This is a genomic window from Microbacterium sp. LS_15, from assembly GCF_041954735.1.
In the GTDB taxonomy this organism is placed as follows: domain Bacteria; phylum Actinomycetota; class Actinomycetes; order Actinomycetales; family Microbacteriaceae; genus Microbacterium.
This window is the reverse complement of the sequence record NZ_JAVAYD010000002.1, coordinates 249,956-275,371: the sequence shown is the minus strand read 5'-3', so window position 1 is coordinate 275,371 and position 25,416 is coordinate 249,956. Positions and strand designations below refer to the sequence as shown.

Below are 25,416 nucleotides of genomic sequence, written 5' to 3'. Positions count from 1 at the left end.
GCGCGCCCCGCGCTTCTATTCCCGCGACGTGGTCGCGGGTTCGTCCGTCACCGCCGGACGCCGGCGACGCACCGGCTTCAGCTCGCTGGCGAGGATGCCGAGCACGACCAGCGCCCCGCCGAGCAGAGCCGTGACGGGCAGGCGCTCGCCGGCGACGCGTCCGATGACCGCGGCCCAGACAGGCTCGCCCGCGTAGATGATGGTGGCGCGCGTGGGAGAGACCGACTTCTGCGCCCAGTTCATCGTCAGCTGGATGAGGCAGCTCGCTGCGCCCAGTCCGACCGCGCAGCCGACCCAGACCCACGAGAACGCGGGCAGCGACTCCCCGACGATCGGCATCGTGAGGAGTCCGAGGAGGCCGGCCGTGAGGAGCTGGACCACCGTGATCCGCCCGAGGTCGATGCGCCCGGCGAACAGCGAGATGAGGATGATCTCGGCGGCGATCGGCAGGGTGCTGATCATCGTGATGATCTCGCCGGAGCCGAGGCTCAACGCGACGGCGTCGGGTCCCGCGATGAGCACGAGTCCCACGAACGCGAGTCCTGCGCCGACGAAGGCCATGACCGGAGGCCGACGCCGGAACACCGCCCACTGCGCGAGCGGCACCAGCGGCACGTACATCGCCGTGATGAAGGCGGAGGTGCTGGAGTCGATCGTCTGCAGGCCCACGGTCTGCAGGCCGTACCCCAGGTGGATCATCACGCCGATCGCGACTCCGGCGCCGATGTCGCGCCAGCGGATGCCGCGCAGCGCGCTCCGGAAGATGACGACGCTGATGACGCCGGCGACGAGGAAGCGGAGACCGACGAAGAACCACGGCCCGGAGTGCTGCATCGCCCAGTGCACGAGCAGGAAGGTGCTGCCCCACACGGCGGTGATCGCGATGAGGGCGGTCTCCTGCGGGCGGAGCCGCATCCAGCGGAGTCGAGAGGGCATGCTGTCCCTTCCCGACGCGGCCCTCACGAGCCTACCGCCGCGGTGACGCGCCGAACGTGACGGCGTGTGGCGCCCGCGTCCCGACTCTGCCGCGCGCTGGGTAGCCTCGCATCATGAGCAACTTCGTGAGCGTCGCCGAACTGAACGAGCTGCAGGCCTCGGGGGCGCCGGTGCGCGTGATCGACGTGCGCTGGCGGCTCGATCGGCCGGACGGCCGCGCCGACTACCTGTCGGGGCACATCCCCGGAGCCGTGTACGTGCCCCTCGACACCGAGCTCTCGTCGCACGGTGAACCGGCCGACGGACGGCATCCGCTCCCGACGACCGAGCAGCTGCAGGATGCCGCGCGCCGCTGGGGTGTACACGACGGAGACGTCGTGGTCGCGTACGACGACGCGAAGGGCGTCGCCGCCGCGCGCGCCTGGTGGCTGCTGCGTCAGGCGGGTGTCGACGTGCGCGTGCTCGAAGGCGGGATCCGCGGCTGGCGCGACGCCGGGCACGACGTGACCACCGACGATGTGACGCCGGAGGCGGGCGACGTCACGCTCGCGGCGATCGGGGCCTCGGCGATCACGATCGACGAGGCGGCCGCGCTGCCGGCATCCGGGGTCCTGCTCGATGTGCGCGCGGGCGAGCGCTACCGCGGGGAGGTCGAGCCGCTCGACCCGCAGGCCGGCCACATCCCCGGCGCGGTCAACCTGCCGACCGTGCTGCACTTCGACTCCGCCGGACGCATCCTCGACCACGACACCGTGCGGGCGACCTTCGCCGCCGTGGGAGTGACCCCCGGCACGGCCGTCGCCGCCTACTGCGGATCGGGCATCACGGCCGCGCACACCGCGCTCGTGCTCGGCGAGGTCGGCATCGAGGCGAAGGTGTTCCCCGGTTCGTGGAGCCAGTGGTCGAACACACCGGGGCGTCCGGTCGCGGTGGGCGACCAGCCCGGCTGAATCGCGTCGCCTGCGGGCTAGCGTCCGTCGTCGTACGCCCAGCTGAGGCCGAGGGCGCCGGGGCCGAAGCCGCGTCTGATCTGCGCCACCGCGGTGCGCCCGCCGATCTCCGTCGTGGTCGTGGTGGTGCCCTGCGGGTTGTCGACGCGCTCGGTCACGTGGTCGGGGATCGCGTCCGGGTGGAAGCGCGTCCACACCAGCAGCTCGCGGCACTTCATCGCCACGGCGTGGCCGGTCTCGCGCTGCGGAGGGTAGTCGGGCGGGTAGTCGACCGCCCACTCGACGATCGTCGTGTCGGGGGCGGCGAGCGGCGCGTCGAGCTCGAAGAGCACGCCGTGCACCTCGCCGTTCGGGTGCGAGTACCGCGCCGCGATCCGTCCACCCGCGATGGCGGTGATGATCGGCGCCGGCGTCCGCTCTCCCGGGGTGAGCTCGAGGAACGGGATCGACGTGATGGTGCCGACCGTCGACTGCACGATGCTGCGGGTCTCGCAGTGCGCCACGTTGCCCGCCGCGTCGACGTCGGTGACGGAATGGGTGGTGAGCTCTCGCGCGGTGTCGGGGTACGCGGCGCCGAGCGCCGTGAACGCGTCGCGGACCGCGCGCTCGAGCTCCTGCTCGTTCATGGGGAACTGATTGGGACCGATCGGACCGGTGCGGTTGGTCGTTCCGAGCCGTACGGTCAGCTCGCCGGGGGCGAGGTGCAGGAGCCGCTCGATCTCGGCGATCGCGGCGAGAGACTGCACGCCCTCCGGTCGGCGCCGACCGGAACGCCAGTAGCTGAGCGTCGCCATCGACACGCCGTTGCCACGTGCGCGCAGCATCTCGTGGAGACGGGCCAGAGACAGCCCGCGAGCGTTGATGGCATCGCGCAGAGCGCTGGAGAACTCGTCCGACGTACGCCGGATGCTTCTCTCGAAACTCATCACACCACCCCCACCGGTATGTGAACAACCGGCCCCTACAGTGAGCATACGACCACTCAGGCATCCCGACGGGGACGAGGTGCCGTTTCTGGGGTCTACAGGGTTGCATCGAGGCAGGCAGGGTGCCCGACCTTGCACTCGATCGGCTCGACGCGGTGCCGCCCCCGTCACTGCGTATCACGTGGGGCCTGACGATCGATCTGGGGAGATCCGTCAGGCCTCACGGACGCTCCCGGCCGTCCGCACCCCCTGCGCCCCGCGCGTAGACTGGGGGGAACCACCCGGAGGACTCTGGATCGTCATGTCTGCCCCTGCTCGCGCGTTCACCCCGCGCCACGTCCAACTGCTGCGCGCGCTCTTCGCCGCGGCGGCGGCCGTGATGATCACCTTCTCTCCCGACCACTCGGCGGCCGTCGGCCTCTCGGTCTTCAGCGGGTTCGTGCTCACATCCTCGCTCGTCATGCTGCTCGCGGTGTGGCTCGTGTTCCCGGTCGGACAGCGCTGGTCGTGGGTCGTGCTCGCCCTGCTCGGATTCGCCGCCGGAATGACCGCCGGAGTGCCGGCGTGGCGCACCGAGGACCTCTTCTTCGTCGTCGTGATCGCCTGGGCGCTGACGACCGGCGTCGTCGAACTCATCGTCGGCCTTCGCGCACGCCGCGCCGGTGAGACGACCGCGCGCGACTCGATCACGGTCGGCGCCTTCGGCATCCTCCTCGCCGTGCTGCTGCTGACCATCCCCGCCGGCTTCGTGCAGCCGTACGCCATCCAGGGCGCCGGCGAGTTCGAACTGACCGGCATCATCCTCGGCGTGGGCATGTTCGGCGGCTACGCGGCGATCGTGGCCGTGTTCCTCGGCATCGCCGGGCTCACGCCGAAGCGCGTGGAGCCCGCCGCCGCGGCATCCGCCCCCGCCCCGGTCGAGCACGGAGGTGACCGATGAGCGAAGAGAAGCCCACCCGCCGCGACATCCTGCGACCCCTGCACCTGCTGGGCATCGCGCTCGCGTGCGGAGTGTTCGCCGCGATCGTCACGCTCGTGTCGACCGGTGCGTTCACCGCCCGCGTGAACACGGCGATCGCGAACGGCAGCTACGAGGGGCTCACGCCCATCGCGCTCGGCCTCGTCGTCGGCGGCGGCGCGTTCATCGTGACGCTGCTGTTCCTGGCGATGCTGATCCTCGTCGTCGATCCCGCCGACGTGACGAAGACCGTCGACCGCCCGGTGCTCTACGACGCCGAGCCCGACGCCGACTCCGACGGGCCGGCGACGCGCTCCGAGTCCTGACCGCTCGCTCCGCGATTTCGCACGTCTGCGGAATATCGGGGATGCCGGGCGGCTTGTCCTCAGGGTGACAGCATCCATCGACCGCGCCTCGGTCGGACTCCGTTCGGAACGCGGGCCGGTGCTCGGCGCCCTCATGCTGTCGACCGGCCTCATCGCGATCGACGCGACCATCCTCGCCACCGCGGTGCCCAGCATCGTGCGCGACCTGGGCAGCTACGAGCAGTTCCCCTGGCTGTTCTCCGTCTACCTGCTCGCGCAGGCGGTGAGCGTGCCGATCTACTCGCGCTTCGCCGACACCGTCGGACGCAAGCCGATCATCCTGCTCGGGATCGGGCTCTTCCTGCTCGGCTCGCTGCTGTCGGGTTTCGCGGGGAGTATGACCGCGCTCATCGTGTTCCGCATCGTGCAGGGGCTCGGCGCCGGTGCGGTCGCGCCCATGTCGATGACCATCGTCGGTGACATCTACACGGTCGCCGAACGCGCGAAGGTGCAGGGCTACATCGCCTCGGTGTGGGCGATCTCGTCGGTCGTCGGCCCCGCGCTCGGCGGCATCTTCGCGCAGCTCGATGCCTGGCGCTGGATCTTCTGGATCAACATCCCGCTCTGCCTGATCGCGGCCTGGATGCTGCTGAGGCGGTATCACGAGCAGAAGCAGACGCAGCAGCATCGCATCGACTACGCGGGCGCCGCGCTGCTCACGGTCGGTCTCACCGGACTCATCCTCGGGATGCTGGAGGGCGGCAACGCCTGGGACTGGATCTCGTGGCCGAGCGCCGTGTGCTTCGGGCTCGGCGCTGCTGCGCTCGTGGTGTTCGCCTTCGTCGAGCGCCGCGCCGCCGAGCCGATCGTCGACCTGCGGCTGGCCGCCCGACCGCTGATCCTCACCACCACGGTCGTGTCGCTCGGCATCGGCGCCCTCATGACCGGCGTCACGAGCTTCGCCCCCGCCTACCTCGAAGGGTCGATCGGCATCGCGCCGCTGCTGTCGGGTCTCGCGGTGGCGGCCCTCACCCTCGGCTGGCCGCTCGCCGCCGCGAACGCCGGACGCCTGTACCTGCGCATCGGCTTCCGGCGCACCGCCCTCACCGGGCTCGGGATCACCACGGTCGCCGCCGTCGCACTCGCCGTCGTCTCGCCCTGGCCGAACCCGTTCGCCATCGCCGGGGTGGCGTTCGTGCTCGGCTTCGGGCTCGGCTGGAGCGCCGCGCCCACCCTCATCGCCGCGCAGGCCTCGGTCGGGTGGGGCGAGCGCGGGGCGGTCACCGGCATGAACGCGTTCGCGCGATCAGCCGGCAGCGCGCTCGGCGTCGCGGTGTTCGGAGCCATCTCCAACGCGGTGATCGCGCGGGGAGCCGGGCCCGGCGACCCGGCGACGATCGTGAACGCCTCGTTCTGGGTGTTCGTCGCTGCGGCGATCGTGGCGGTGCTGACTCTCGCCGCGGCGTTCTTCATGCCGCGCGACCCGGCCGGAGCGCAGTCGGGCTGATCCGCAGCCGGGGCCTGACGCCGGTGGGTCGCCCCCGCTCAGCCGGCGAGCTCGCGCAGCCGCACCACGATGCGGTCGAGCAGGTCGTCGACCGTGTCCGCGTCGTAGCCGGGCGTGAAGCCGCGCGGAGACCCGAAGGAGGTCGTCACGACGTCGCCCGCACTCAGACCCGTCGCGGTCGCGCGCGCCCGCTCCCACGCCTCCAGCGTCGAGCGGCACTCGTCGAGGAAGCGGTCGACATCGTCGATGTCGTAGCGGGATCCGAGGCGTCGCACCGGAATGCGGGCGCCCGCGACCTCGGCCGCCGTGAGCCCGCCGCTCCCGGTCATCGTGCGAGCTGCTCGGCGATGCCGGTGTACGTCGCGGGCGTCAGCGCGAGGAGGCGCTGCTTCGCGGCATCCCCGATCTCGAGCGTCTCGACGAAAGCGGCGAGGTCCTCTGCCCCGACCCGGTGCCCGCGGGTGAGCTCCTTGAGCAGCGCGTACGGGTCCTGGATGGTGGAGCGGCCGGCGACGACCTCGGCGCGGATCACGGTCTGGATGGCCTCGGCGAGGACCTCCCAGTTGACGTCGAGGTCGGCGAGAAGCACGTCGCGCGACAGCGAGATCGCGTTGAGGCCGCGGCGCAGGTTGTCGAGGGCGAGCAGCGAGTGACCGAACGCGACGCCGATGTTGCGCTGCGTCGTCGAGTCGGTGAGGTCGCGCTGCAGCCGGCTCGTCACCAGCGTCTGGCCGAGCGATGCGAGCAGGGCGCCCGAGATCTCGAGGTTCGCCTCGGCGTTCTCGAAGCGGATCGGGTTGATCTTGTGCGGCATGGTCGACGAGCCGGTCGCACCGGCGACGGGGATCTGCGCGAAGTACCCGAGCGAGATGTACGTCCAGATGTCGGTCGCGAGATTGTGCAGGATGCCGCCGGCGTGCCGCACCCGGTCGTACAGCTCCACCTGCCAGTCGTGCGACTCGATCTGCGTGGTCAGCAGGTTGAACCCGAGACCCAGACCCTCGATGTACTCCCGCGCGATGGTCGGCCAGTCGGCATCCGGATCCGCAGCGAGGTGCGCCGACCAGGTGCCGGTCGCGCCCGAGAACTTGGCGAGGTAGTCGGATGCCGCGATCTGCGCGCGCACGCGCTCCAGCCGCCATGCGAAGACGGCGAGCTCCTTGCCCATGGTCGACGGCGTCGCGGGCTGGCCGTGCGTGCGCGACAGCATGGCGGCGTCGGCGTGCTCGGATGCGAGTTCGCGCAGCTTCGCGATCACGGTGTCGAGCGCGGGCAGCCAGACCTCCTCGACGGCGCGCTTGACGGTGAGCGCGTAGGAGGCGGAGTTGATGTCCTCGCTCGTGCAGGCGAAGTGCGTCAGCTCGGCGATGCGGTCGAGACCCAGCGTGCTCAGGCGATCGCGCACGAGGTACTCGATGGCCTTCACGTCGTGCTGGGTGACGGCCTCCTTCTCGGCGAGCCAGTCGATCTCGGCCTGACCGAAGTCGCGGTAGAGGGCACGGAGGCGCTCCTTGTCGGCATCCGACAGCGGGCTCGTCTCGAACAGCGACCGGTCGGTGAGGGCGATCAGCCACTCGACCTCGACCTCGACCCGCGCGCGGTTGAGTCCGGCCTCGGAGAGGAAGTCGGCGAGCCCGGTGACGGCGCCGCGGTAGCGGCCGTCGAGAGGGCTGAGGGGCTGCGGGGGGAGCGAGGGCGTGAAAGTCAGGGGAGTCCTCCTGATCGGGCCCCGATCCCTCGGGGCGAGCGGGGCTGGCGAAGAGCCGGCTCGAGCTGGCGGAACAGCCCGCGGGTCGCCGTCTCGATCATACCGAGCACCGAATCGAACATCTCGGGGCCGGCGTAGTACGGGTCGGGCACATCGGGTGACGGCGCCGTCGGGTCGAAGGCGAGCAGCAGCGTGACCTTGCCCTCCTCGTCCTCGTCGCGCGCCCATTCGCGCAGCACCCGCTCGTGCGTGCGGTCGAGCGCGACGACGAGGTCGTTCTCGGCGAACGACGCGTACGTGAACTGCTTGGCCCGGTGCTGCGAGCCGTCGTAGTCGCGGCGGGCGAGGGCGTCGATCGTGCGATGGTCGGCGCGTTCGCCCACGTGCCAGTCGCCGGTGCCAGCGCTGCGCGACACGATGCGCGACCCGAGTCCTTGGCGCTCCGCGAGATCGCGGAAGACGATCTCGGCCATCGGGGAGCGGCAGATGTTCCCCGTGCACACGAAGATCACGCGGAAGGGATCTTCAGATGTCACCGGTCCATTCTGCCCGTCGGGAGCTGATCGCGCGACGCCGGGATGCCGCGGCCACCTGTTCTGCACCGTGCAGCTCACCGGGAAGATGCTCACGGACACCGGCCGCGGACGCCTGCGGTCGGCGCGGGCGTCGGCGGAGCGGCGGATGCTCGGTGCATGCTCTCGCTCGCCCCGCCGGCCGACCCCCTGACCTCCGGTCCCTTGACCTCTGACGCGCTGTGGGCGTTGCTGCAGGCGCTCGCCTCTGTTCGCGTCGCGCAGGACGCGCTCGACGCTGCTGCCGGCGACGTGCTCGCACTGTCGCTCGACGCCGGCTGGCGCTCGGACGGAGTGGCGGCGCTCCAGGAGCTGCTGGGCGAGCTCGCTACCAGGACGCGGGTCGCGGCGGCCGACGCAGGACTGCACGAGGCGAGGATCGCGAGCGTGAGCGCATGAGCGGGATCGACGTCGGCCATGGTGGGGCGATCTCGGTCGACCCCGACGAGCTGCGGCAGCTGGCGGGTCGGATGGATGCCGCAGCGCTCCGCCATGACGAGGCGGCTCGGGCGCTGCGCACCGCCTATCAGCGGATCGTCGACACCCCGGGGCTCAGCGCCCTCGTCGACACGGTCGCGCTCTGGGGTCTCTGCCAGCGGTCATCGGTGTTGCACGGGGAGTGCGTCGACGCGGCCGCGAGCACCCGACTCATGGCCGACACCTACGAGTACGTCGAGCTGCTGATCGAGGCTCGGGCACGGTGGTTCGGCGCGGTGGGAGATGAGGCGCGTGCCGGCATGCGGCGACTCGAGGAGTCGGATCCGCGGATCCCGGACCTGGCGCGCGGGCTGATCGAGCGGTGGGAGGACGAGCGCTTCGCGGGGCTGATCACGCAGGTGCCGCTCGGTGGGCTCCTCGGTCCTGTCGGCATCGTTCCGGCACTCGTGGGCGCCGGGTCGAGGCTCGGCGTGATCCCCCGGGGATCCCGGCTGCGCGGCGTGACGGAACCGGTGACGGTGACGCCTGTGAAGACCGCGACGCCGTCCGCCGCGCCCTCCGGGCTCGCGGGCGCGCTGAGCCGGATCCCCGAGAAGCGCGGAGCGCAGGTCGCCGTCGAGAAGTACTCGTTCGCCGGCGGCGCCGCGAAGTACGTGGTCTACGTGAAGGGGACCCAGACATTTGCGCCCGGCGACATGGGCGGACCAGACCCGTGGGACATGAAGTCGAACTCGCAGCTGTACCTCGGTCAGACCTCCGCCTCGTATGAAGCGACGCTCGCCGCCGTCGAAGCGGCCGGTGCCCGGCCCGGCGACGAGGTGCGGATCGTCGCGCATTCGCAGGGAGGCATGGTCGCATCGCACGTCGCGATGCAGAGCGAGTACGACGTGCCCCTCGTCGTGACCGCAGGCAGCCCGGTCGATCCGACCCTCGACGAGGATCAGACCCTCGTCGCGCTCGGCTACACCGACGATCCGGTGCGGGCGCTCGCGGGCGGCGGCTCGCCCGCAGGCACGGGCTCGCGGGACAGCGTCGTGGTCACCGCAGAGCACTCACCGGGTTTCGCGTGGGGCGACTTCGGCGAGCCACACCTGCTCGCCGCGTACGTCGACCTGGCGGAGGATGCCGACGCCGCGGCCGATCCGCGCATCGAGAGCGTCGAACGGCTGTGGGACGACCTCGACGACGCCGCAGTCATCGAGCGCACCGAGTACCGCGCCGAACGGACGGCTCGGTGAGGCAGACGCCGGCGCGGTCAGTCCCGGCGGGACGTGCGGCGCTGCGGGCGCAGGATGAAGTTGAACACGCCGTTGATCACCGAGATGATCAGCGCGGCGAGCACACCCCACCAGAACGAGCCGACCGTGAGGCCCCATCCGAAGCCGCTCGTGATCCAGGCGGTCAGCCACAGCAGGAAGCCGTTGATCACGAAGCCGATCAGCCCGAACGTGATGATGTACAGCGGGAAGGCGACGATCTTGACGACGGTGCCGATGATGGTGTTCACCAGCGCGAAGATCGCAGCGACGGCCAGCAGGGTCAGCACGAGCTGCAGCGTCTCGCCTGGAGGGAACGCCGTGATCGTGACCTGCAGCACGGGGATCAGCGTGACGACCCACAGGGCGAACGCGTTGACGACGACTCGGATGATGAAGCGCATGGTCAGGCCAGTCTCGCACGAGGGTGCGCGGATGTCAGGAGGCGTGGGCCGGGCAAAGCGGTGCTCATTGGGATCGGACGTGCGCGGCAACCATCGTCGCGATCTGCTCCAGGTCGATCCGGCTCTGCGCGACGTCGAGCACGAAGTCGAAGGCTTCGTCGTTCGTGAAGGTCAGCTCGAACCCGTTCATGCGGATGAAGATGAAGGTCAGGACGAGGGAGATTCGCTTGTTTCCGTCGAACAGCGAATGGTTCTGGGCCAGCGAACTGATCAGCGCCGCCGCCTTGCCCTCGAACGTTGGATATGCGTCCGTGCCGAACATCCCGGCTGAGGGCCGCGCCAACGCCGAGAAGAGCAGGCCCTCGTCGCGGACGTGCAGACCGAGCTTCGCAATGACCGCGAGAGCCTGCTCGGGCTCTATGTACTCCGTCACCGTCTATGCGTCTTCGAGTCGTCGGATGGTGTCGGCATACCGATCCGTGATCTCGTCGGTCAGCGACAACACGCGATCCGTCTTCGACTCGCTGTTAACGAAGCGCATCGCGGCCTCGATGAGCAACGCGTGCTTCGAGGTGTGCCGAGCGCGAGCGATCACCTCGAGCTGCGTGTCGAGTTCTTCCGGAAGTCGCACCGTCATAGCCATACCAGAATGGTACTACCGCCTTCTCCTGGCCGCCACGGGCCTGTGGATCCTAGAGTGGTGCTGTGACCGACCCGATCCTCCCGCGCATCCGCCCCGCCATCGCCGCCCTCGCGCCGTACCGGCAGGGCAAGCAGGCCGGGCCCGATGCGTTCAAGCTCTCGAGCAACGAGAACCCCTTCGAGCCGCTCCCGTCGGTCGTCGAGGCTCTGCAGCACACGACGCCGATCAACCGCTACCCCGACGCGACCGCTGGCCGCCTTCGCGAGCGCCTGGGAGCCCGGTACGGAGTTGAGCCCGACCAGGTGCACGTCGCGGCGGGCAGCGTGTCGATCCTGCACCAGCTGATCCTCGCCACGGCCTCCGTCGGCGACGAGGTCGTCTACGCCTGGCGGTCGTTCGAGGCGTACCCGAGTCTGCCGCTCGTCGCGGGCGCGACCGGCGTGCAGGTTCCACTCACGGCCGACTCCCGCCACGATCTCGATGCGATGGCGGATGCCGTCACCGACCGCACCCGCGCGGTGATCCTCTGCACGCCCAACAACCCCACCGGTCCGATCATCACGCGCGCCGAGTTCACCCGCTTCCTCGAGCGAGTGCCGTCCGACGTGCTCGTGATCCTCGATGAGGCGTACGCCGAGTTCGTCACAGACGAGGACGCGATCGACGGTCTCGCCGAGCGCGTGTTCGAGCAGCATCCGAACGTCGTCGTGCTGCGCACGTTCTCCAAGGCCTACGGCCTCGCCGGCCTGCGGGTCGGCTACGCGATCGGCAACGAGAAGGTCCTCGACGCGGCGCGCACCACCGGCATCCCTCTGTCCGTCACCTCCGCCGCGGAGAACGCCGCGATCGCGAGCCTGGGCGCCGAGTCCGAGCTGCGGGAGCGCGTCGCCGTGCTCGTCGAACGCCGCACCCGGCTCATCGACGGTCTGCGGGCGCAGGGGTGGGACGTCCCGACCTCCCAGGCCAACTTCGTCTGGCTCCCGACGGGCGCGGAGACGGATGCCGCGGCTGCCGCGTTCGCCGAGAACGACCTCGTCGTCCGTCCGTTCTCGGGAGACGGCATCCGCATCTCGGTGGGCGAGGAGGCGTCGGTCGACCGCGTGCTCGCCGTCGCCGCCATCCTGCGCTGACCGGCCGTTTCTTCGGATTCCCGGCAGTTACGAGGGCGTCCTAGGTATACGTGACCTGGCATGCGGCCGCGGGTAGCGTGGACCGCGTGAGTACCCCCGAGACCCCCCTCGTGCGTGTCCTTGACGCCGACGGCAGCTTCGCCCCGAGCCCCGCAGCCGAGCAGTATCTGCCTCTGATCGAGGCGATCAGCGACGCCGAGCTCGAGCAGTTCTACCGAGACATGGTCGCCATCAGGGCGATCGACACCCAGGCGACCAACCTGCAGCGGCAGGGGCAGCTCGCCCTGTGGCCGCCGAGCCGCGGGCAGGAGGCGGCGCAGGTCGGCTCCGGTCGGGCGGCCCGCGCGCAGGACACGATCTTCCCCTCGTACCGCGAGCACGTCGTCGCCCGCATCCGGGGTGTCGACCCCGTCGACATCATCAAGCTCATGCGCGGGGTGTCGCACGGCGGATGGGACCCGACCGACCCGAAGAACGGCAACACCCGGCTCTACACGCTGGTGCTCGGCTCGCAGACCCTGCACGCCGCCGGCTTCGCGATGGGCCTCTCGTTCGACGGACGCACCGGCACCGGCGACCCCGAGCGCGATGAGGCGGTGATCGTCTACTACGGCGACGGCGCCTCCAGCCAGGGCGACGTCCACGAGGCCATGGTCTTCGCCGCGAGCTATCAGGCCCCGACGGTGTTCTTCCTGCAGAACAACCACTGGGCGATCTCCGTGCCCGTCACGACCCAGTCGCGGGTGCCGCTCGTCGAGCGGAGCGGCGGCTACGGCATCCCGAGCGTCCGTGTCGACGGCAACGACGTGCTCGCCAGCTACGCCGTCTCGCGCGGCGCGCTCGACGAGGCGCGCGCCGGCGGCGGACCCCGCGCCATCGAGGCCGTCACCTACCGCCTCGGCGCGCACACCACCAGCGACGACCCCACGAAGTACCGCGGGTCCGACGAGGAGGAGTCGTGGGCGCTCCGCGACCCCATCGTGCGCATGCGCGCGTTCCTCGAGAACCGCGGCGCCTCGGCGCAGTTCTTCGCCGACACGGATGCCGAGGCGGCCGACGCCGCGGAGGATCTGCGTGCTCGCACCGTCGAACTCGGTCCGCCCAGCGCCGACAAGATGTTCGACCACGTGTACAGCGACCCGCATCCGCTCATCGCCGAGCAGAAGGCGTGGCGCGCCCGCTACGAGGCGTCGTTCGAGGGAGGCCAGGCATGACTCTCGAGACGATGCCGTTCAGTAAGGCGTTGAACGCCGGTCTGCGCAAGGCGATGGAGGACGACCCGAAGGTCTTGCTCATGGGCGAGGACATCGGCAAGCTCGGCGGAGTCTTCCGCGTGACCGAGCATCTGCAGCGCGACTTCGGCGACCGCCGGGTGCTCGACACCCCGCTCGCCGAGTCGGGGATCGTCGGCACGGCCATCGGTCTGGCCATGACCGGCTTCCGCCCGGTGATCGAGATCCAGTTCGACGGTTTCGTGTTCCCGGCGTTCGACCAGATCACGACGCAGCTCGCCAAGCTCACCAACCGGCACGAGGGCTCGCTGAGCCTGCCGATCGTGATCCGCATCCCGTACGGCGGCCACATCGGCGCGGTCGAGCACCACCAGGAGAGCCCCGAGGCGTACTTCACGCACACGCCCGGTCTGCGGGTGGTGTCGCCGTCGACGCCGAACGACGCGTACTGGATGATCCAGGAGGCCATCGCGTCGAACGACCCGGTGATCTTCATGGAGCCGAAGAGCCGCTACTGGCCCAAGGGCGAGGTCGAACTGGATGCCTCCGCCGCGCCGCTGCACGCCTCGCGCGTGGTGCGCACCGGAACCGACGTCACACTCGTCGGCCACGGCGCGATGGTCACCACGCTGCTGCAGGCGGCCGCGCTCGCCGAGTCCGAGGGCACGAGCTGCGAGGTCGTCGACGTGCGGTCGCTGTCCCCGATCGACTACGAGCCGATCCTCGGTTCGGTGCGCAAGACCGGACGCATGGTCTACGCGCAGGAGGCGCAGGGCTTCACGAGCCTCGGCTCCGAGGTCGCGGCGACCGTCATGGAGCGCGCGTTCTACGCTCTCGAAGCCCCCGTGCTGCGGGTGTCGGGGTATGACACCCCGTTCCCGCCCGCGAAACTCGAGGGCGCGTACCTGCCGGATGCCGACCGCATCCTCGAGGCCGTCGACCGGTCCCTGGCCTACTGATGCGTGCCGCAGTCGCCTTCCCCCGGGTCATTGAGCGAGGAGCGCAGCGACGAGACGAAATGCCTCACCGCGTTTCGTCTCGCTCCGCTCGCTCAACGACCGCGAACGAGTAAGGATCAATCATGAGCACGCAGAACTTCAACCTCCCGGACGTGGGCGAGGGCCTGACCGAGGCCGAGATCGTCGCGTGGAAGGTCGCCCCGGGTGACACCGTCGCGATCAACGACGTGATCTGCGAGATCGAGACGGCCAAGTCGCTCGTCGAGCTGCCGTCGCCGCACGCGGGGGTCGTCGGTGAGCTGCTGGCGGCCGAGGGCACGACGGTCGAGGTCGGATCGCCGATCATCACCTTCGTGACGGATGCTCGCGACGACGCCGGACCCGGTGTGATCGCGACGGCCGAGGCGCCCGCTCCCGAGGAGGGCGGCGGATCCGTGCTCGTCGGATACGGCTCCGGCGGTGGCGCGACCTCGCGGCGCAAGCGCCCCGCGGAGCGCCCCGTGCGCTCGTCGGTGGGTGTGATCGCGAAGCCGCCGATCCGCAAGCTCGCCCGCGATCTCGGTGTCGACCTGACGACCGTCGCCCCGACCGGCGCCGACGGCGAGGTCACCCGCGACGACGTCGTGAAGCACGCCGAGCAGGCGAGCGTCTTCCGCAACATCCAGACCCCGGAGTGGGGCGATGTGCGCGAGGAGACCGTGCCGGCGCCGCCGTCCGCCCCGGCCGGGCTGGCCCGCGGATTAGCTCCGGCTCCGGCATCCTCTCCGGCATCCGACGATCGCACGGAGTCCATCCCGGTGAAGGGCGTGCGCAAGGCGACGTCGTCGGCGATGGTGCAGAGCGCGTACTCGGCGCCGCACGTCACCGTGTGGAAGGAGATCGACGCCTCCCGCACGATGGAGCTCGTCAAGCGTCTGAAGGCGTCGCCGGACTACGCCGACATCCGTGTCTCGCCGCTGCTGATCATGGCTCGCGCGGTCATCTGGGCTGCTCGCCGCACTCCCCTCGTGAACGCCGCGTGGATCGACACCGAAGACGGCGCCGAGATCGCCGTGCGCCACTACGTGAACCTCGGCATCGCCGCGGCCACTCCGCGTGGTCTGCTCGTGCCGAACATCAAGGACGCGCAGGACCTCAGCATGAAGGACCTCGCACGGGCACTGAACCGGCTGACGCTCACGGCGCGCGAGGGCAAGACGCCGGTCGCCGACCAGCAGCACGGCACCATCACCATCACCAACATCGGCGTGTTCGGGATGGATGCCGGGACGCCGATCATCAACCCCGGCGAGTCGGGGATCGTGGCGATGGGCACCATCAGCCAGAAGCCGTGGGTCGTCGACGGCGAGGTGCGTCCGCGCTGGGTCACGACGGTCGCGGGATCCTTCGATCACCGGGTCATCGACGGCGACGGCATGAGCCGCTTCATCGCCGACGTCGCGAGCGTGCTGGAGGAGCCCGCACTGCTCGTCGAGTGAGGCGGAGCGCCGCCGGGACTCGCCCGCACGACGACCATCCGAATCGTCTATATTCAGAGAATGGTGAAAATAGCCGGTACGCTGGACAGGCCGACCGCCCGGCTGGCGTACTCGGACTCCGGCGACGGCTCAGTCGTCGTGGTGCTCACCCACGGTGCGGGCATGGACCGTTCGATGTTCGAAGACCAGGCGGATGCGCTGGAGAGGCGCGGCATCCGCGTGATCTCCTGGGATCTCCGCGGTCACGGCGACTCGACGTTCGACCACGGGGCCCGGTTCACCGCCGACGATGCCCTCGCAGACCTCGATGCCCTTCTGACGCACTGCGGTGCGGACGCCCCGCTCCTCGTCGGACACTCGCTGGGCGGCAACCTCGTCCAGCGCTTCGCGCAACAGCATCCTGATCGGGTCCGAGGGCTCATCATCATGGACTCCACGTGGAATACCGGCCCGCTCACCCTGGCCGAGCGTGTCGGACTTCGCCTCGCGGCGCCGGCCCTGGCGCTGGTCCCCGCGACCTCGCTTCCCGGTCTCATGGCGCGGGCGTCGGCCGTCACCGACGACGCGATCCGGCGGACGACGGAGGTGTTCGCGCGCATGCCGAAGGCGCGCTTCCTGGACGTGTGGCGGGCCACGGTATCGTTCGTGTCTCCCGACCCGACCTCTCGCTCATCCGTCCCGCTCGCGCTCGTGCGCGGCGCACGAGATGAGACAGGGAACATCGCGACAGCGATGCCCCGCTGGGCCGCCCACGAGGGCGTCCACGAGCACGTCGTGGCAGATGCCGGACACATCGTCACCTGGGACGCTCCGGCAGCGAGCACGGACGTGCTTCTGCAGGTGCTGGCGGAGTGGAACCTCATCGCGAAGGAGGAAGACGATGACGCCTGAGGAAGAGTCGTTCGTGAACGACATGGGAGACACGCTCGCCGGATGGCACCTGCGTCGGGCGACGGGCCGGACCTACGGCTACCTTCTCCTTCGCGGCGAGCCGTGCACGAGTGAGGCGCTGCGCGAGGATCTGGCGCTGAGCGCCGGCGCGGTCAGCGAGGCCGTGCGGGAACTCGTGTCGTGGGGCCTCGCACGCACGGTCCCTCAGTCGGGGAGTCGCCGGATCCTCATCGAGGCGGCCGGTGGGTTCGAGCAGCTCCTCGCGGCGAGCCACGAGCGATCGCGCGCCTTCATCAGAACCCTGCAAGGCGCCGAAGGGCTGACCGATGACCGGCGCGCGACGGAGAGGCTCCGCGACGTCACGAACCTGTTCTCGTCCTACATCGAGGCGGGGGAGCAGGTTCTGCGCAGCCGACGGGGCGGCTGAGCGCGCGGCGCGCCTTCTCCTGCTCGCCTCCCGGACCCACCACCATCCTGACGACCCCGGCATCCGCGTCCCAGTGCCGCACGACGCCGGCCCGTCCGTGAATGTCCGCGCCGAGGCGCTCGAGCGCGGCGGGCAGGTCGGCAGCGCGGATGCGACGCGCGAGGGCGACGTGCGGCATCCACTCTCCCGGCGCGGTGTGCGGCGCATCCTCGCCGGGACCGACCGCTGACAGGATCGCCTCCCGCAGCGCCAGCAGCCTGTCCGTCGGCACGACGCTGCGCGCCAGAACCCGTCGCTCCCCGGTCCCGAAGAGCAGCGGAGCCCCGAGCGTGATCGGGAAACCCGTCATCGCGGCGAAGACCTCCGGAGCGACCGGCGCGAGACCCACGCGCGCGACCAGGGTGATGTGCGGACGGTTGCTCGCCGCCGTGTGCGCCGCGAGACTCGACACCCCGAGGTCGGCGAGCGCCTGCCACTCGACGCGCACCGCGGACTCGGTCTCGGGGTCGAGCAGCAGCTCGATCGCTGAGGGGGAGCGCCGCGGCTCGGAATCGTGCACGGTGCGATTATCCCGTGACGGTGACGATGCCTCTAGCCTCGTCGTATGACCGACTCACCGCTGACCGATCCATCGCCGGCCGGACTCATCGACGGACACAACGACCTGCCCTGGGCGGCGCGCACGCTCGCCGGCTACTCCGTCGAGGGGCTCGACGACGCCGCGGCGCCCTCCCCGTTCCAGACCGACCTGCCTCGGATGCAGGAGGGCGGCGTGCGAGGTCAGTTCTGGTCGGTCTACGCGGAGGACGAACCGGGGGTGGATGCCGTCCAGTACACCCTGGAGCAGATCGACTTCGTGCACCGCCTCGTGCGACGCTACCCGGACCGACTCGCCCTCGCGCACACGGCCGCCGACGTCGAACGCGCCGGGCGAGAGGGGCGGATCGCCAGTCTGCTCGGCGCCGAGGGCGGCCACAGCATCGGCGGATCGCTCGCGACGCTGCGGATGTTCGCGCGGCTCGGTGTGCGGTACATGACTCTCACGCACAACAACAACACGCCCTGGGCCGACTCCGCGACCGACGAATCGCAGCACGACGGGCTGAGTGCGTTCGGCGAGTCGGTCGTGCGCGAGATGAACGCCCTCGGCATGCTCGTCGATCTCTCGCACGTGTCGGAGGCGACGATGGACCACGCGCTGCGCGTCACCGACTCGCCCGTCATCTTCAGCCACTCGTCCTGCCGGGCGATCACCGACCATCCGCGGAACGTGCCCGACGGCATCCTGCAGCGGCTGGAAGGCAACGGCGGCGTCATCATGGTCTCGTTCGTCCCCGTCTTCGTGTCGCGCGACTGGGCCGACTGGTTCGCCGCCGGACAGGACGGCGACGCGCCGCCGGTGACCATCGACCACGTCGTGGCGCACCTCGACCACGCCAGAGAGGTCGCCGGCATCGACCACGTGGGGATCGGCAGCGATTTCGACGGGTTCGACCACTTCCCCGAGGGGCTCGCAGACGTCACGGGGTTCGCACGGCTGCGCGAGGCCCTCTCGGTGTCCGGGTGGTCGGATGCCGACATCGACAAGGTCTGGTCGGGCAACATCCTGCGGGTGCTGCGCGCGACGGACGACCGGTTCGCGGCGCAACTGCCCGGGTAGCACCCGCACCGGCCGGCCTGCAGGCGCCCACTGATACGTTGGCATACTGATGTCCCGTCCCTCGCTCGGCCAGATGGAGGCCCTGGTCGCCGTCGCAGACCACGCATCCGTCACCGCCGCGGCCGACGAACTGGGCGTCTCCCAGCCCTCCCTCACCAGACGGCTGCAAGGGCTCGAGCAGGCCCTGGGCGTCGCGCTCCTCCGTCCCTCCGGCCGGGGCGTCGAGCTCACGCACGCAGGAATGGTGGCAGCCGCCGCGGCCCGCCGCGCGCTCACCGAAGTCTCGGTGATCGATGCGCTCGCCGAATCCGTGCGGACCCTCGCCGCCGGATCCCTCCGCCTCACCGGCCTGCCGTCGCTGATCTCGTCGCTGGCCCCCGACCTCGTGGGCCCCTTCCACCTCGCGCACCCCGGCGTGACCCTCAGCATGACGACCGAAGAGGACCCGGCGGCGGTCGTGGCATCGCTCCGCGAGGGACGCGCCGACCTCGCGCTGTGCGCGCTCGACGGCGTGCCGGGCGACCTCGTCGCGGTCGAACTGCCGTCGCAGCGTTTCATCGCGGTCGCTCCGGATGCCGTGGGCGACCGCCCGCTCCGCGAGCTGCTCGCCGATTCGACGCTGGTGACCCTTCCGACGGGCACGTCGATGCGCGCGACGACCGAAGAGGTGTGCCGTCGGCTCGGCGCGCGCCCGGCTCGGGTCGTCACCACGACGCAGCGCGACGGCCTGGTGCGGCTCGCCCTCGCGGTCGGCGGCGTCACGGTCGTCCCCGATGCCTTCGCCGAGCTCGCCGTCGCCCTCGGCGGACGCTGCATCGCCGTCGACGACCAGCCCGCACGGCCCATCGGGCTGCTGCACACCGCCGACGCGCTGCGGAATCCCGCCGTCGCGGGCCTGCTTCAGACGCTGCGGGGCTGAACCGCGCTCACGCCGCGCACAGGTCGGTGTCGGCGCTCCGGCTGACCGCGTCGACGGGACGCGGCGGCACGTGCACCTCGGCGGCCCGATCGGGGAAGTCGGCGCCGAGGACGAGCTGCACGCCGGAGCCGCTGCCGGTGCGCACCTCGATGCCCCCGCCGAGGTCGACGACGAGGCTCGCGGCAGTGGCCTGCGCCTCGGCATCCTCCCCGGCGACGATGACGGTGGTCTCGGTGCGCTCCGCGTTCGACAGCCCCTGCACGGTGTACCCGAGCGCGCGGACGTCGTCGGCGACGCGGCCGGCGAGCCCGCCGACGCCGGCGCCGTTCGAGACCGTGAGCGGTGTGGCCCGCACTGCGGCATCCGGCACCTCTTCCTCAGCCGGAGGGGCGTCGGCAGCCAGCTCGATCGGCACGTCGTCCCGGATGGCCTGGAACACGACGGTGGCGTCTGCGGCCGGCACGACCCTGTTGCGGTCCTGCGGCGCCGGCGTCCACGGCATCGTCAGGAACGTGACGTCGCTCAGCGGCACTCGGGCGAGCCGGGCCGCGAGACCGGCGAGGTCGGTCAGTGCTCCGAGCCCCGGATCGACGGTCATCGACGAGGTCGCGGCGTCGAGGAACGCGTACAGGCGATCGGGCCGAACGAGCACATCGCTCTTGGTGGCCTTCTGCACGATCGCCGACAGCACCATCTGCTGATGGCCGAGTCGGGCGATGTCGCTCTCCTCGGCGAGGGCATGCCTGGTGCGGGCGAGCGCCAAAGCCTGTGCCCCGTCGACGGACTGCGGGCCGGCCGGCAGGTCGAGACGCGCGTGGCCGTCCTGCAGCGGCTCCGGCAGGCAGACGTCGATGCCGCCCAGGGCGTCGACCATCCCGATGAAGCCCTCGAAGTCCATCTGCACGAAGTGGTCGATGCGCACTCCCGTGAGCTTCTCCACCGCGGCGACGGAGCAGGCCGGGCCGAGGTTCAGGGCCGAGTTCAGCATCCCCGATCCTCCCCTCGACGACCCGCGACCGGTGTCGTCGCAGGCGGGCAGGTCCATGAGCGTGTCGCGGGGCAGCTGCACGGCGTCGATGCGGCTGTTGTCGTCGGCGATGTGCGCGAGCACCATCGCGTCGCTGCGCTGGGTGCCGTCGTCGTCGCCGAACTCGTCGGACGCCAGCGCGCGCGCATCCGAGCCGAGGAGCAGGATGTTCACGGCGCCGGTCGCCGGCTCGTCCTCGACCGGATCGTCCTGACCGCCGACCGAGGCGCGGATCGGCGCGGTCGTCACGTTGCCCTGCAGCTGGGCGACCGCCACGAGGCCGGTCGCCACCAGGCCGACGATCAGCACGCCGGCGGCCAGCGCAATCGCCCGGCGTCGGCGCCTCCGACGGGGGAGGGAAGCGGCGGGGGCGGCGGAATCGACGGAATCGGCGGCGGGCGAAGGCGGGGTCTCAGGGCGTCTCACCGATCCACGTCATCACGGCCGCCGGACGACCACAAATAGCGCCCAAGCCTTCACCCATGCATCCGCTGCATGAATGGACGCGAACGGATGCCGTGGCGCGCCGCTGCGCGAGCGCGGCGCGCCGCTACGCGAGCGCGGCGAGTCGTCGCTCGGCGAGCAGCGGCACGGCCCGCTCGCGCGCCGCACGCCGGGCGGTCGTGACCGCGCCGATCGAGACGACCTCGGCGCCGAGCGTGGAAGCGAGGATCTCGGGTGCGGGCAGGTGCAGCTGCGCGGGGAGCACCTCGCGGGCCGCGGCGAGCACGGGTTCGATGCTCTCGGCGACGGCGCCGCACACCACGACCCGCGCCGGGTCGTACATGCTGCCGAGCACGCCGACGACGCGGGCGAGGGTCTCGCCGACCCGGGCTGCGGCGAGGAGCGCGTCGGCATCGCCGGATGCCGCGGCCATCAGCACGACCCGCGGGTCGACCTGCTCGGCATCCGCCAGTCGGCCGATCGCCGTGTCGTGCGCGATCTCGCCGCTCTCGACCGCCGCGCGCACCTGGTCCTGCAGGGCGTAGCGGAGCCCGACGGCCGATCCGACGCCGATGATGTGGTCGAACACGACGCCCTCGCCGACGCCGCCGTGCGCGCCGTGCAGCACGTGGCCGTCGACCACGACGCCGCCGCCGAACCGTTCGCTCGCGAGCAGGGCGACGTAGTCACGGCATCCGACGGCGGCGCCCGACGAGCCCTCTGCGATCGCGGCGAGCTGGGCGTCGTTCTTGATCTCGACCACACGGGCCCAGTCGGACAGGGCGGCGGCGAGACCCGGATTGGTGCGCTCCCAGAAGCCGTCCGGGTGCGGCGGGGACATGCCGTCGCGATCGACGGGCGCGGCGACGCCGACGCAGATCGCGAGGATGTCGTCGCGCACGGCATCCGCCTCCTCCAGCGCCCGCGCCATCTGCCCGAGGATCGTGTCGCGCCTGGCGCGTCCGGACTGGGTGGGGTCGAGAGCGGTGCGGTGATGCACGAGGGTGCGGTCGAGCACGTCGGCGACGGTCACGGTGAGGTGGGTGTCGCCGGCGTCCACGCCGATGACGACGCCGAGGTCGGGCGCGAGCACGAAGCGCCGTGCCGGTCGGCCGGAGCGATAGCTGCCGGCCGCCCTGGCGTTGGGCAGCTCGCGCAGCACCTGCGCGCTCACCAGCGTGTCGATCGCGTCGATTGCGGTCGAGCGGGTCATCGAGGTACCGGCCATGACCTCGGTCGCCGTGAATTCTCCGCCGGTCCAGGCGAAGTCGAGCACGGCGCTCACGCTCGCGCGACCGGTGCCGAGGCCGGCGCTCACTTCTGTCACGGCTCTTGACCTCACTCTCGCTCAGATGAGAGAGTACCGGTCATCGAAGTAAATTCGCTCACTAGATTTAGTCTGCTGATTTACAGGACGAAAGGACGACGGTGTCTGACAGATCCCCACGCCCGGCCCGCATCGCGGCCGGGGTCGCGGCGCTCGCGCTCGTCGGCGCAGCGCTCACCGGATGCTCCTCGGCGGGCGGTGCCGAGACCATCCGCTTCACGTTCAACAAGCGTGAGGCCATCGAGTTCATGACCGAACTCGTCGCCCAGTACAACTCCTCGCAGGACAAGGTGCACGTCGAGGTCGACACGTCCGGAGTCGACGTCATCTCGGCGAGCTTCGTCCGAGGGAACCCGCCCGACATCATGCTCGCCAACTACAACTACGAGGTCGCCCGCTTCGTGCAGCGCTGCGCGCTGACCGACCTCTCCGGCACCGAGGCCGCCGGTCAGATCCGCGACGACCTCGGCCCGCTCATGGATCAGTACGGCTCCTGTGAAGGGCGCACGAGCGCCCTGCCCTACTCCGTGATGGCGGCATCCGTGATCTACAACAAGGAGATCTTCGAGCAGCAGGGTCTCGAGGTCCCGACCACGTGGGACGAGCTGATCGCCGTGTGCGACCAGCTCAAGGCCGCGGGCATCGACCCGTTCTACGCGACGTTCAAGGACGACTGGACGGTCGCGCAGGGCTGGTACGACTACACCGCCGGCGGCTCGGTCGACGTGATCGACTTCTTCGACGCCATGGCCACCGAGGGCACAGAGGTCGGCCCGGACTCGTCTGTCTCGTTCGAGAAGGACTTCGCCGAGCCGATGGACAAGATGCTCCAGCTCGCGAAGGACTACACGAACGCGGATGCTCCCAGTCGCGGCTACGGCGACGGAAACCTCGCCTTCGCGAAGGGCGAGGCCGCCATGTACCTGCAGGGCCCGTGGGCGTTCAGCGAGATCGCGAAGACCTCTCCCGACCTGGCCCTCGGCACGTTCCCGCTGCCGATGACGAACGATCCGTCCGAGCTCGGGGTCCGCGTCAACATGGACCTCGCGGCCATGATCCCCGAGGGCTCCCGACACCAGGAGGCCGCCCGCGACTTCCTCGAATACCTCTTCCTGCCCGAGAACATCCAGGCGTACAACGAGTCGCAGCTCGGCTTCACTCCGACCACCGACGCCCCCGCACCCGACGACCCGCGCATCGAGGGGATGATCGAGTACTACGACAGCGGGCAGATCTACCAGGGCCCGTCGGTGCTCGTGCCGAAGACGCTGCCGCTCAACAACTACGTGCAGGCCATGGTGCTCGGAGCCTCTCCCGCATCGACGCTCCGCACCATGGACGCGGACTGGGCGCGCATCGCGTTCCGCGCGCCCATCCCCAGCACGGAGGACAACGCGTCCGCCGATGCCCCCGCATCCGGCGAGACAGAGGAGTCCACGCCATGACGAACGCCGCCACGACGCGCTCCGCGTCGAACCTCACCAAACCGAATACCCCGACCACCGACACGACCGCGATCGTCACGGGCAGCGCCCGCGGCCTCCGACGCCACCGTAAGCGGGTCGAGCCCATCTACTACCTGTTCCTGCTGCCGACGCTCGTGATCTTCACGCTCGCGATCACGGTGCCGGGCGTCATGGGCATCTTCTTCAGCTTCACCGACTCGATCGGCCTGGGGGAGTGGAGCTTCAACGGCGTCACGAACTACGTCGCGATGTTCAGCGATCCGTCGATCCTGCAGAGCTACCTCTTCACGTTCGGCTTCTCGATCGCGACCGTGATCGTCGTCAACGTGATCGCGTTCCTGCTCGCGGTCGGGCTGACGTCCCGCATCCGCTTCAAGACCGGGCTCCGCACGATCTTCGTGATCCCGATGGTGATCTCGGGCATCATCATCGCCTACGTCTTCAACTTCCTGTTCTCGAACTCGATCCCCGAGGCGGGTGCAGCCACGGGCATCCCGTGGTTGGAGACGAGCCTGCTCGCCAACCCCGACCTCGCCTGGGTCGCGATCGTGATCGTGACGGCCTGGCAGGCCACGCCGGGCACACTGCTCATCTACATCGCCGGACTCCTGTCGGTGCCGGGCGAGGTGTACGAGGCGGCGAGCATCGACGGTGCGAGCAAGACCCAGCAGCTGCTGCGGATCACGGTCCCGCTCGTGGCCGGCTACGTGGTGATCAACGTGATCCTCGGTTTCAAGGGCTTCCTCAACGCCTACGACATCATCGTCGGACTCACCAACGGCGGACCCGGCACTGCGACCCGCAGCGTCGCGATGACGATCATCGCCGGGTTCAACGGCGGCGACTACGCCTACCAGATGGCCAACGCGACGATCTTCTTCATCGTCGCCGTGCTCATCTCGCTGCTGCAGCTCTCGCTGACCCGCGGAAGGAACGCCCTCTGATGTCCACCCAGACACTCACCACCGTCACCGCCGACGGCAAGAAGCCGCGTATCCGCATGGAGCGCGTCAACTGGTCGGGCACCGTCATCCTCATCCTCTGCGCGGTCACCGTGCTGCTGCCGCTGTACGTCACCATCTCGATGGCGTTCAAGACGACAGGACAGGCCGTCGACGGCAACGCGTTCTCGCTGCCGGCGCCGTTCAGCATCGACGGGTTCGTGCAGGCGTGGAACCTCACGAAGTTCCCCGTCGGCGCCGGCATCTCGCTGCTCGTCACCGCAGGCACCGTGGCGGCCACGATCATCCTCGCGGCGTTCGCCTCGTACGCGATCGTGCGCAACTGGGACCGCAAGCTGTTCCGCTGGTCGTTCTTCTACCTGCTCGCGGCGATGTTCATCCCGTTCCCCGTGGTGGCGCTGCCGCAGATCCAACTCACCGGACGCGTCGGCCTCGACAACCCGTTCGGCGTCATCATCCTCGCGACGATGTTCCAGCTGAGCTTCAGCGTGCTGCTGTTCACCGCGTTCCTCCGCTCGATCCCGATCGAGCTCGAGGAGAGCGCCCGCATCGACGGTGCGTCGACGTGGCAGACGTTCTGGCGGCTCATCTTCCCGCTGCTCGCACCGATGAGCGCGACCGTCGGCATCTTCGCCTTCCTCTATGCGTGGAACGACTTCATGATGCCGTCGCTCATCATCTCCGACCCCGCCCTGCAGACCCTGCCGGTGCGGCAGAACCTCTTCCAGAACCAGTTCAGCAACAACTACAACGTCGCCTTCGCGTCGTACCTCATGGCCATGGCCCCGGCGATCCTCGCGTACCTGTTCACGCAGCGCTTCGTGATGGAGGGCGTGACGCAGGGCGCCGTCAAGGGCTGACCATCCGAACCACCGAAAGAATCCGAACCAC

At 70.2% G+C, this 25,416-nt stretch carries 28 protein-coding genes; 17 read left to right on the top strand and 11 right to left on the bottom strand.

From position 1 onward, the window contains the following. Positions 1 to 15 precede the first annotated feature (15 nt). Positions 16 to 936 (bottom strand): DMT family transporter, encoded by a 921-nt coding sequence (locus tag RAC69_RS05445; RefSeq protein ID WP_375085694.1) that lies wholly within the window; start codon positions 934 to 936, stop codon positions 16 to 18. A gap of 113 nt (positions 937 to 1,049) precedes the next feature. Here RAC69_RS05445 and RAC69_RS05440 point away from each other — a divergent pair, with 113 nt between their 5' ends. Then, the gene (locus RAC69_RS05440) at positions 1,050 to 1,886 is read left to right on the top strand and encodes a sulfurtransferase (protein ID WP_375085692.1); all 837 of its coding nucleotides are present in this window, start codon (positions 1,050 to 1,052) and stop codon (positions 1,884 to 1,886) included. 17 nt (positions 1,887 to 1,903) lie between these two features. Here RAC69_RS05440 and RAC69_RS05435 read toward each other — a convergent pair whose 3' ends face one another. After that, complete coding sequence (locus RAC69_RS05435) at positions 1,904 to 2,812, bottom strand: helix-turn-helix domain-containing protein (protein WP_375085691.1); 909 nt, start codon at positions 2,810 to 2,812, stop codon at positions 1,904 to 1,906. 301 nt (positions 2,813 to 3,113) lie between these two features. Between RAC69_RS05435 and RAC69_RS05430 the strand changes: the two genes are divergently transcribed. The 3 genes from RAC69_RS05430 (at position 3,114) to RAC69_RS05420 (ending at position 5,582) form a co-directional block, all read left to right on the top strand. Further along, positions 3,114 to 3,752 (top strand): acyl-CoA synthetase, encoded by a 639-nt coding sequence (locus RAC69_RS05430; protein WP_375085689.1) that lies wholly within the window; start codon positions 3,114 to 3,116, stop codon positions 3,750 to 3,752. Next, positions 3,749 to 4,096, top strand: coding sequence for a hypothetical protein (locus RAC69_RS05425; RefSeq protein WP_341933004.1), 348 nt, complete (start codon positions 3,749 to 3,751; stop codon positions 4,094 to 4,096). The genes RAC69_RS05430 and RAC69_RS05425 overlap by 4 nt, the downstream gene beginning before the upstream one ends. Before the next feature lie 64 nt (positions 4,097 to 4,160). Next, positions 4,161 to 5,582, top strand: a complete 1,422-nt coding sequence (locus tag RAC69_RS05420) for an MFS transporter (protein ID WP_375085687.1) — start codon at positions 4,161 to 4,163, stop codon at positions 5,580 to 5,582. 38 nt (positions 5,583 to 5,620) lie between these two features. Here the strand turns inward: RAC69_RS05420 and RAC69_RS05415 are convergent, their stop codons facing one another. From RAC69_RS05415 to RAC69_RS05405, 3 genes are read right to left on the bottom strand one after another with little or no spacing between them, the layout of a single operon-like run. Continuing rightward, positions 5,621 to 5,911: a hypothetical protein gene (locus RAC69_RS05415; protein ID WP_375085686.1), complete on the bottom strand. Its 291-nt coding sequence runs from the start codon at positions 5,909 to 5,911 to the stop codon at positions 5,621 to 5,623. Then, positions 5,908 to 7,290, bottom strand: coding sequence for an adenylosuccinate lyase (gene purB / locus RAC69_RS05410; protein WP_341936187.1), 1,383 nt, complete (start codon positions 7,288 to 7,290; stop codon positions 5,908 to 5,910). Before purB ends, RAC69_RS05415 begins: the two co-directional genes overlap by 4 nt. After that, entirely contained in the window at positions 7,287 to 7,826 is a 540-nt protein-coding gene (locus tag RAC69_RS05405; RefSeq protein ID WP_341933007.1) for a low molecular weight protein-tyrosine-phosphatase, read from the bottom strand. Before RAC69_RS05405 ends, purB begins: the two co-directional genes overlap by 4 nt. Before the next feature lie 156 nt (positions 7,827 to 7,982). Between RAC69_RS05405 and RAC69_RS05400 the strand changes: the two genes are divergently transcribed. Both RAC69_RS05400 and RAC69_RS05395 read left to right on the top strand, forming a co-directional pair. Further along, positions 7,983 to 8,261 (top strand): hypothetical protein, encoded by a 279-nt coding sequence (locus tag RAC69_RS05400; protein ID WP_375085684.1) that lies wholly within the window; start codon positions 7,983 to 7,985, stop codon positions 8,259 to 8,261. Continuing rightward, positions 8,258 to 9,538 (top strand): hypothetical protein, encoded by a 1,281-nt coding sequence (locus RAC69_RS05395; RefSeq protein WP_375085682.1) that lies wholly within the window; start codon positions 8,258 to 8,260, stop codon positions 9,536 to 9,538. Before RAC69_RS05400 ends, RAC69_RS05395 begins: the two co-directional genes overlap by 4 nt. Before the next feature lie 17 nt (positions 9,539 to 9,555). On the opposite strand, the gene RAC69_RS05390 is transcribed toward RAC69_RS05395, so the two are convergent. From RAC69_RS05390 to RAC69_RS05380, 3 genes are all read right to left on the bottom strand, one after another. Continuing rightward, positions 9,556 to 9,960 (bottom strand): phage holin family protein, encoded by a 405-nt coding sequence (locus RAC69_RS05390; RefSeq protein WP_375085680.1) that lies wholly within the window; start codon positions 9,958 to 9,960, stop codon positions 9,556 to 9,558. Positions 9,961 to 10,024: 64 nt separating this feature from the next. Beyond that, on the bottom strand, positions 10,025 to 10,393 hold the full coding sequence (locus RAC69_RS05385; RefSeq protein ID WP_375085678.1) for a type II toxin-antitoxin system death-on-curing family toxin: 369 nt from the start codon (positions 10,391 to 10,393) through the stop codon (positions 10,025 to 10,027). A gap of 3 nt (positions 10,394 to 10,396) precedes the next feature. After that, on the bottom strand, positions 10,397 to 10,603 hold the full coding sequence (locus tag RAC69_RS05380) for a ribbon-helix-helix protein, CopG family (RefSeq protein WP_375085676.1): 207 nt from the start codon (positions 10,601 to 10,603) through the stop codon (positions 10,397 to 10,399). A gap of 62 nt (positions 10,604 to 10,665) precedes the next feature. Here RAC69_RS05380 and RAC69_RS05375 point away from each other — a divergent pair, with 62 nt between their 5' ends. The 6 genes from RAC69_RS05375 to RAC69_RS05350 all read left to right on the top strand — a co-directional run bounded on the left by RAC69_RS05375 (position 10,666) and on the right by RAC69_RS05350 (position 16,720). Continuing rightward, positions 10,666 to 11,733, top strand: a complete 1,068-nt coding sequence (locus tag RAC69_RS05375; RefSeq protein ID WP_375085674.1) for a histidinol-phosphate transaminase — start codon at positions 10,666 to 10,668, stop codon at positions 11,731 to 11,733. Between the two features lie 86 nt (positions 11,734 to 11,819). After that, a complete protein-coding gene (locus RAC69_RS05370; protein WP_375085672.1) occupies positions 11,820 to 12,947 on the top strand; it encodes a thiamine pyrophosphate-dependent dehydrogenase E1 component subunit alpha in 1,128 nt (375 codons plus the stop codon). Beyond that, positions 12,944 to 13,924 (top strand): alpha-ketoacid dehydrogenase subunit beta, encoded by a 981-nt coding sequence (locus RAC69_RS05365; protein ID WP_375085671.1) that lies wholly within the window; start codon positions 12,944 to 12,946, stop codon positions 13,922 to 13,924. Before RAC69_RS05370 ends, RAC69_RS05365 begins: the two co-directional genes overlap by 4 nt. 122 nt (positions 13,925 to 14,046) lie before the next feature. Further along, entirely contained in the window at positions 14,047 to 15,402 is a 1,356-nt protein-coding gene (locus tag RAC69_RS05360) for a dihydrolipoamide acetyltransferase family protein (RefSeq protein WP_375085669.1), read from the top strand. Between the two features lie 60 nt (positions 15,403 to 15,462). After that, positions 15,463 to 16,293 (top strand): alpha/beta fold hydrolase, encoded by an 831-nt coding sequence (locus tag RAC69_RS05355; RefSeq protein ID WP_375085667.1) that lies wholly within the window; start codon positions 15,463 to 15,465, stop codon positions 16,291 to 16,293. Next, positions 16,283 to 16,720, top strand: a complete 438-nt coding sequence (locus RAC69_RS05350; RefSeq protein ID WP_375085665.1) for a GbsR/MarR family transcriptional regulator — start codon at positions 16,283 to 16,285, stop codon at positions 16,718 to 16,720. The genes RAC69_RS05355 and RAC69_RS05350 overlap by 11 nt, the downstream gene beginning before the upstream one ends. Here the strand turns inward: RAC69_RS05350 and RAC69_RS05345 are convergent. After that, a complete protein-coding gene (locus tag RAC69_RS05345) occupies positions 16,653 to 17,279 on the bottom strand; it encodes a 2'-5' RNA ligase family protein (RefSeq protein WP_375085663.1) in 627 nt (208 codons plus the stop codon). The two genes, RAC69_RS05350 and RAC69_RS05345, sit on opposite strands and share 68 nt — an antisense overlap. 45 nt (positions 17,280 to 17,324) lie before the next feature. Between RAC69_RS05345 and RAC69_RS05340 the strand changes: the two genes are divergently transcribed. Beyond that, on the top strand, positions 17,325 to 18,380 hold the full coding sequence (locus tag RAC69_RS05340) for a dipeptidase (protein WP_375085662.1): 1,056 nt from the start codon (positions 17,325 to 17,327) through the stop codon (positions 18,378 to 18,380). Between the two features lie 49 nt (positions 18,381 to 18,429). Beyond that, positions 18,430 to 19,299, top strand: a complete 870-nt coding sequence (locus RAC69_RS05335) for a LysR family transcriptional regulator (protein WP_375085660.1) — start codon at positions 18,430 to 18,432, stop codon at positions 19,297 to 19,299. A gap of 7 nt (positions 19,300 to 19,306) precedes the next feature. On the opposite strand, the gene RAC69_RS05330 is transcribed toward RAC69_RS05335, so the two are convergent. Together RAC69_RS05330 and RAC69_RS05325 are read right to left on the bottom strand one after the other, a co-directional pair. Continuing rightward, entirely contained in the window at positions 19,307 to 20,752 is a 1,446-nt protein-coding gene (locus RAC69_RS05330) for an LCP family protein (protein WP_375085658.1), read from the bottom strand. Positions 20,753 to 20,876: 124 nt separating this feature from the next. Beyond that, on the bottom strand, positions 20,877 to 22,097 hold the full coding sequence (locus RAC69_RS05325; RefSeq protein ID WP_375085657.1) for an ROK family protein: 1,221 nt from the start codon (positions 22,095 to 22,097) through the stop codon (positions 20,877 to 20,879). A 101-nt stretch (positions 22,098 to 22,198) separates the two neighbouring features. Here RAC69_RS05325 and RAC69_RS05320 point away from each other — a divergent pair, with 101 nt between their 5' ends. Genes RAC69_RS05320 through RAC69_RS05310 form a run of 3 tightly spaced genes read left to right on the top strand, consistent with a single transcriptional unit; the run spans position 22,199 to position 25,385 of the window. After that, complete coding sequence (locus tag RAC69_RS05320) at positions 22,199 to 23,542, top strand: extracellular solute-binding protein (RefSeq protein ID WP_341933022.1); 1,344 nt, start codon at positions 22,199 to 22,201, stop codon at positions 23,540 to 23,542. After that, a complete protein-coding gene (locus tag RAC69_RS05315) occupies positions 23,539 to 24,507 on the top strand; it encodes a carbohydrate ABC transporter permease (RefSeq protein WP_375085654.1) in 969 nt (322 codons plus the stop codon). Before RAC69_RS05320 ends, RAC69_RS05315 begins: the two co-directional genes overlap by 4 nt. After that, positions 24,507 to 25,385, top strand: a complete 879-nt coding sequence (locus RAC69_RS05310) for a carbohydrate ABC transporter permease (protein ID WP_341933024.1) — start codon at positions 24,507 to 24,509, stop codon at positions 25,383 to 25,385. Before RAC69_RS05315 ends, RAC69_RS05310 begins: the two co-directional genes overlap by 1 nt. Positions 25,386 to 25,416 lie beyond the last annotated feature (31 nt).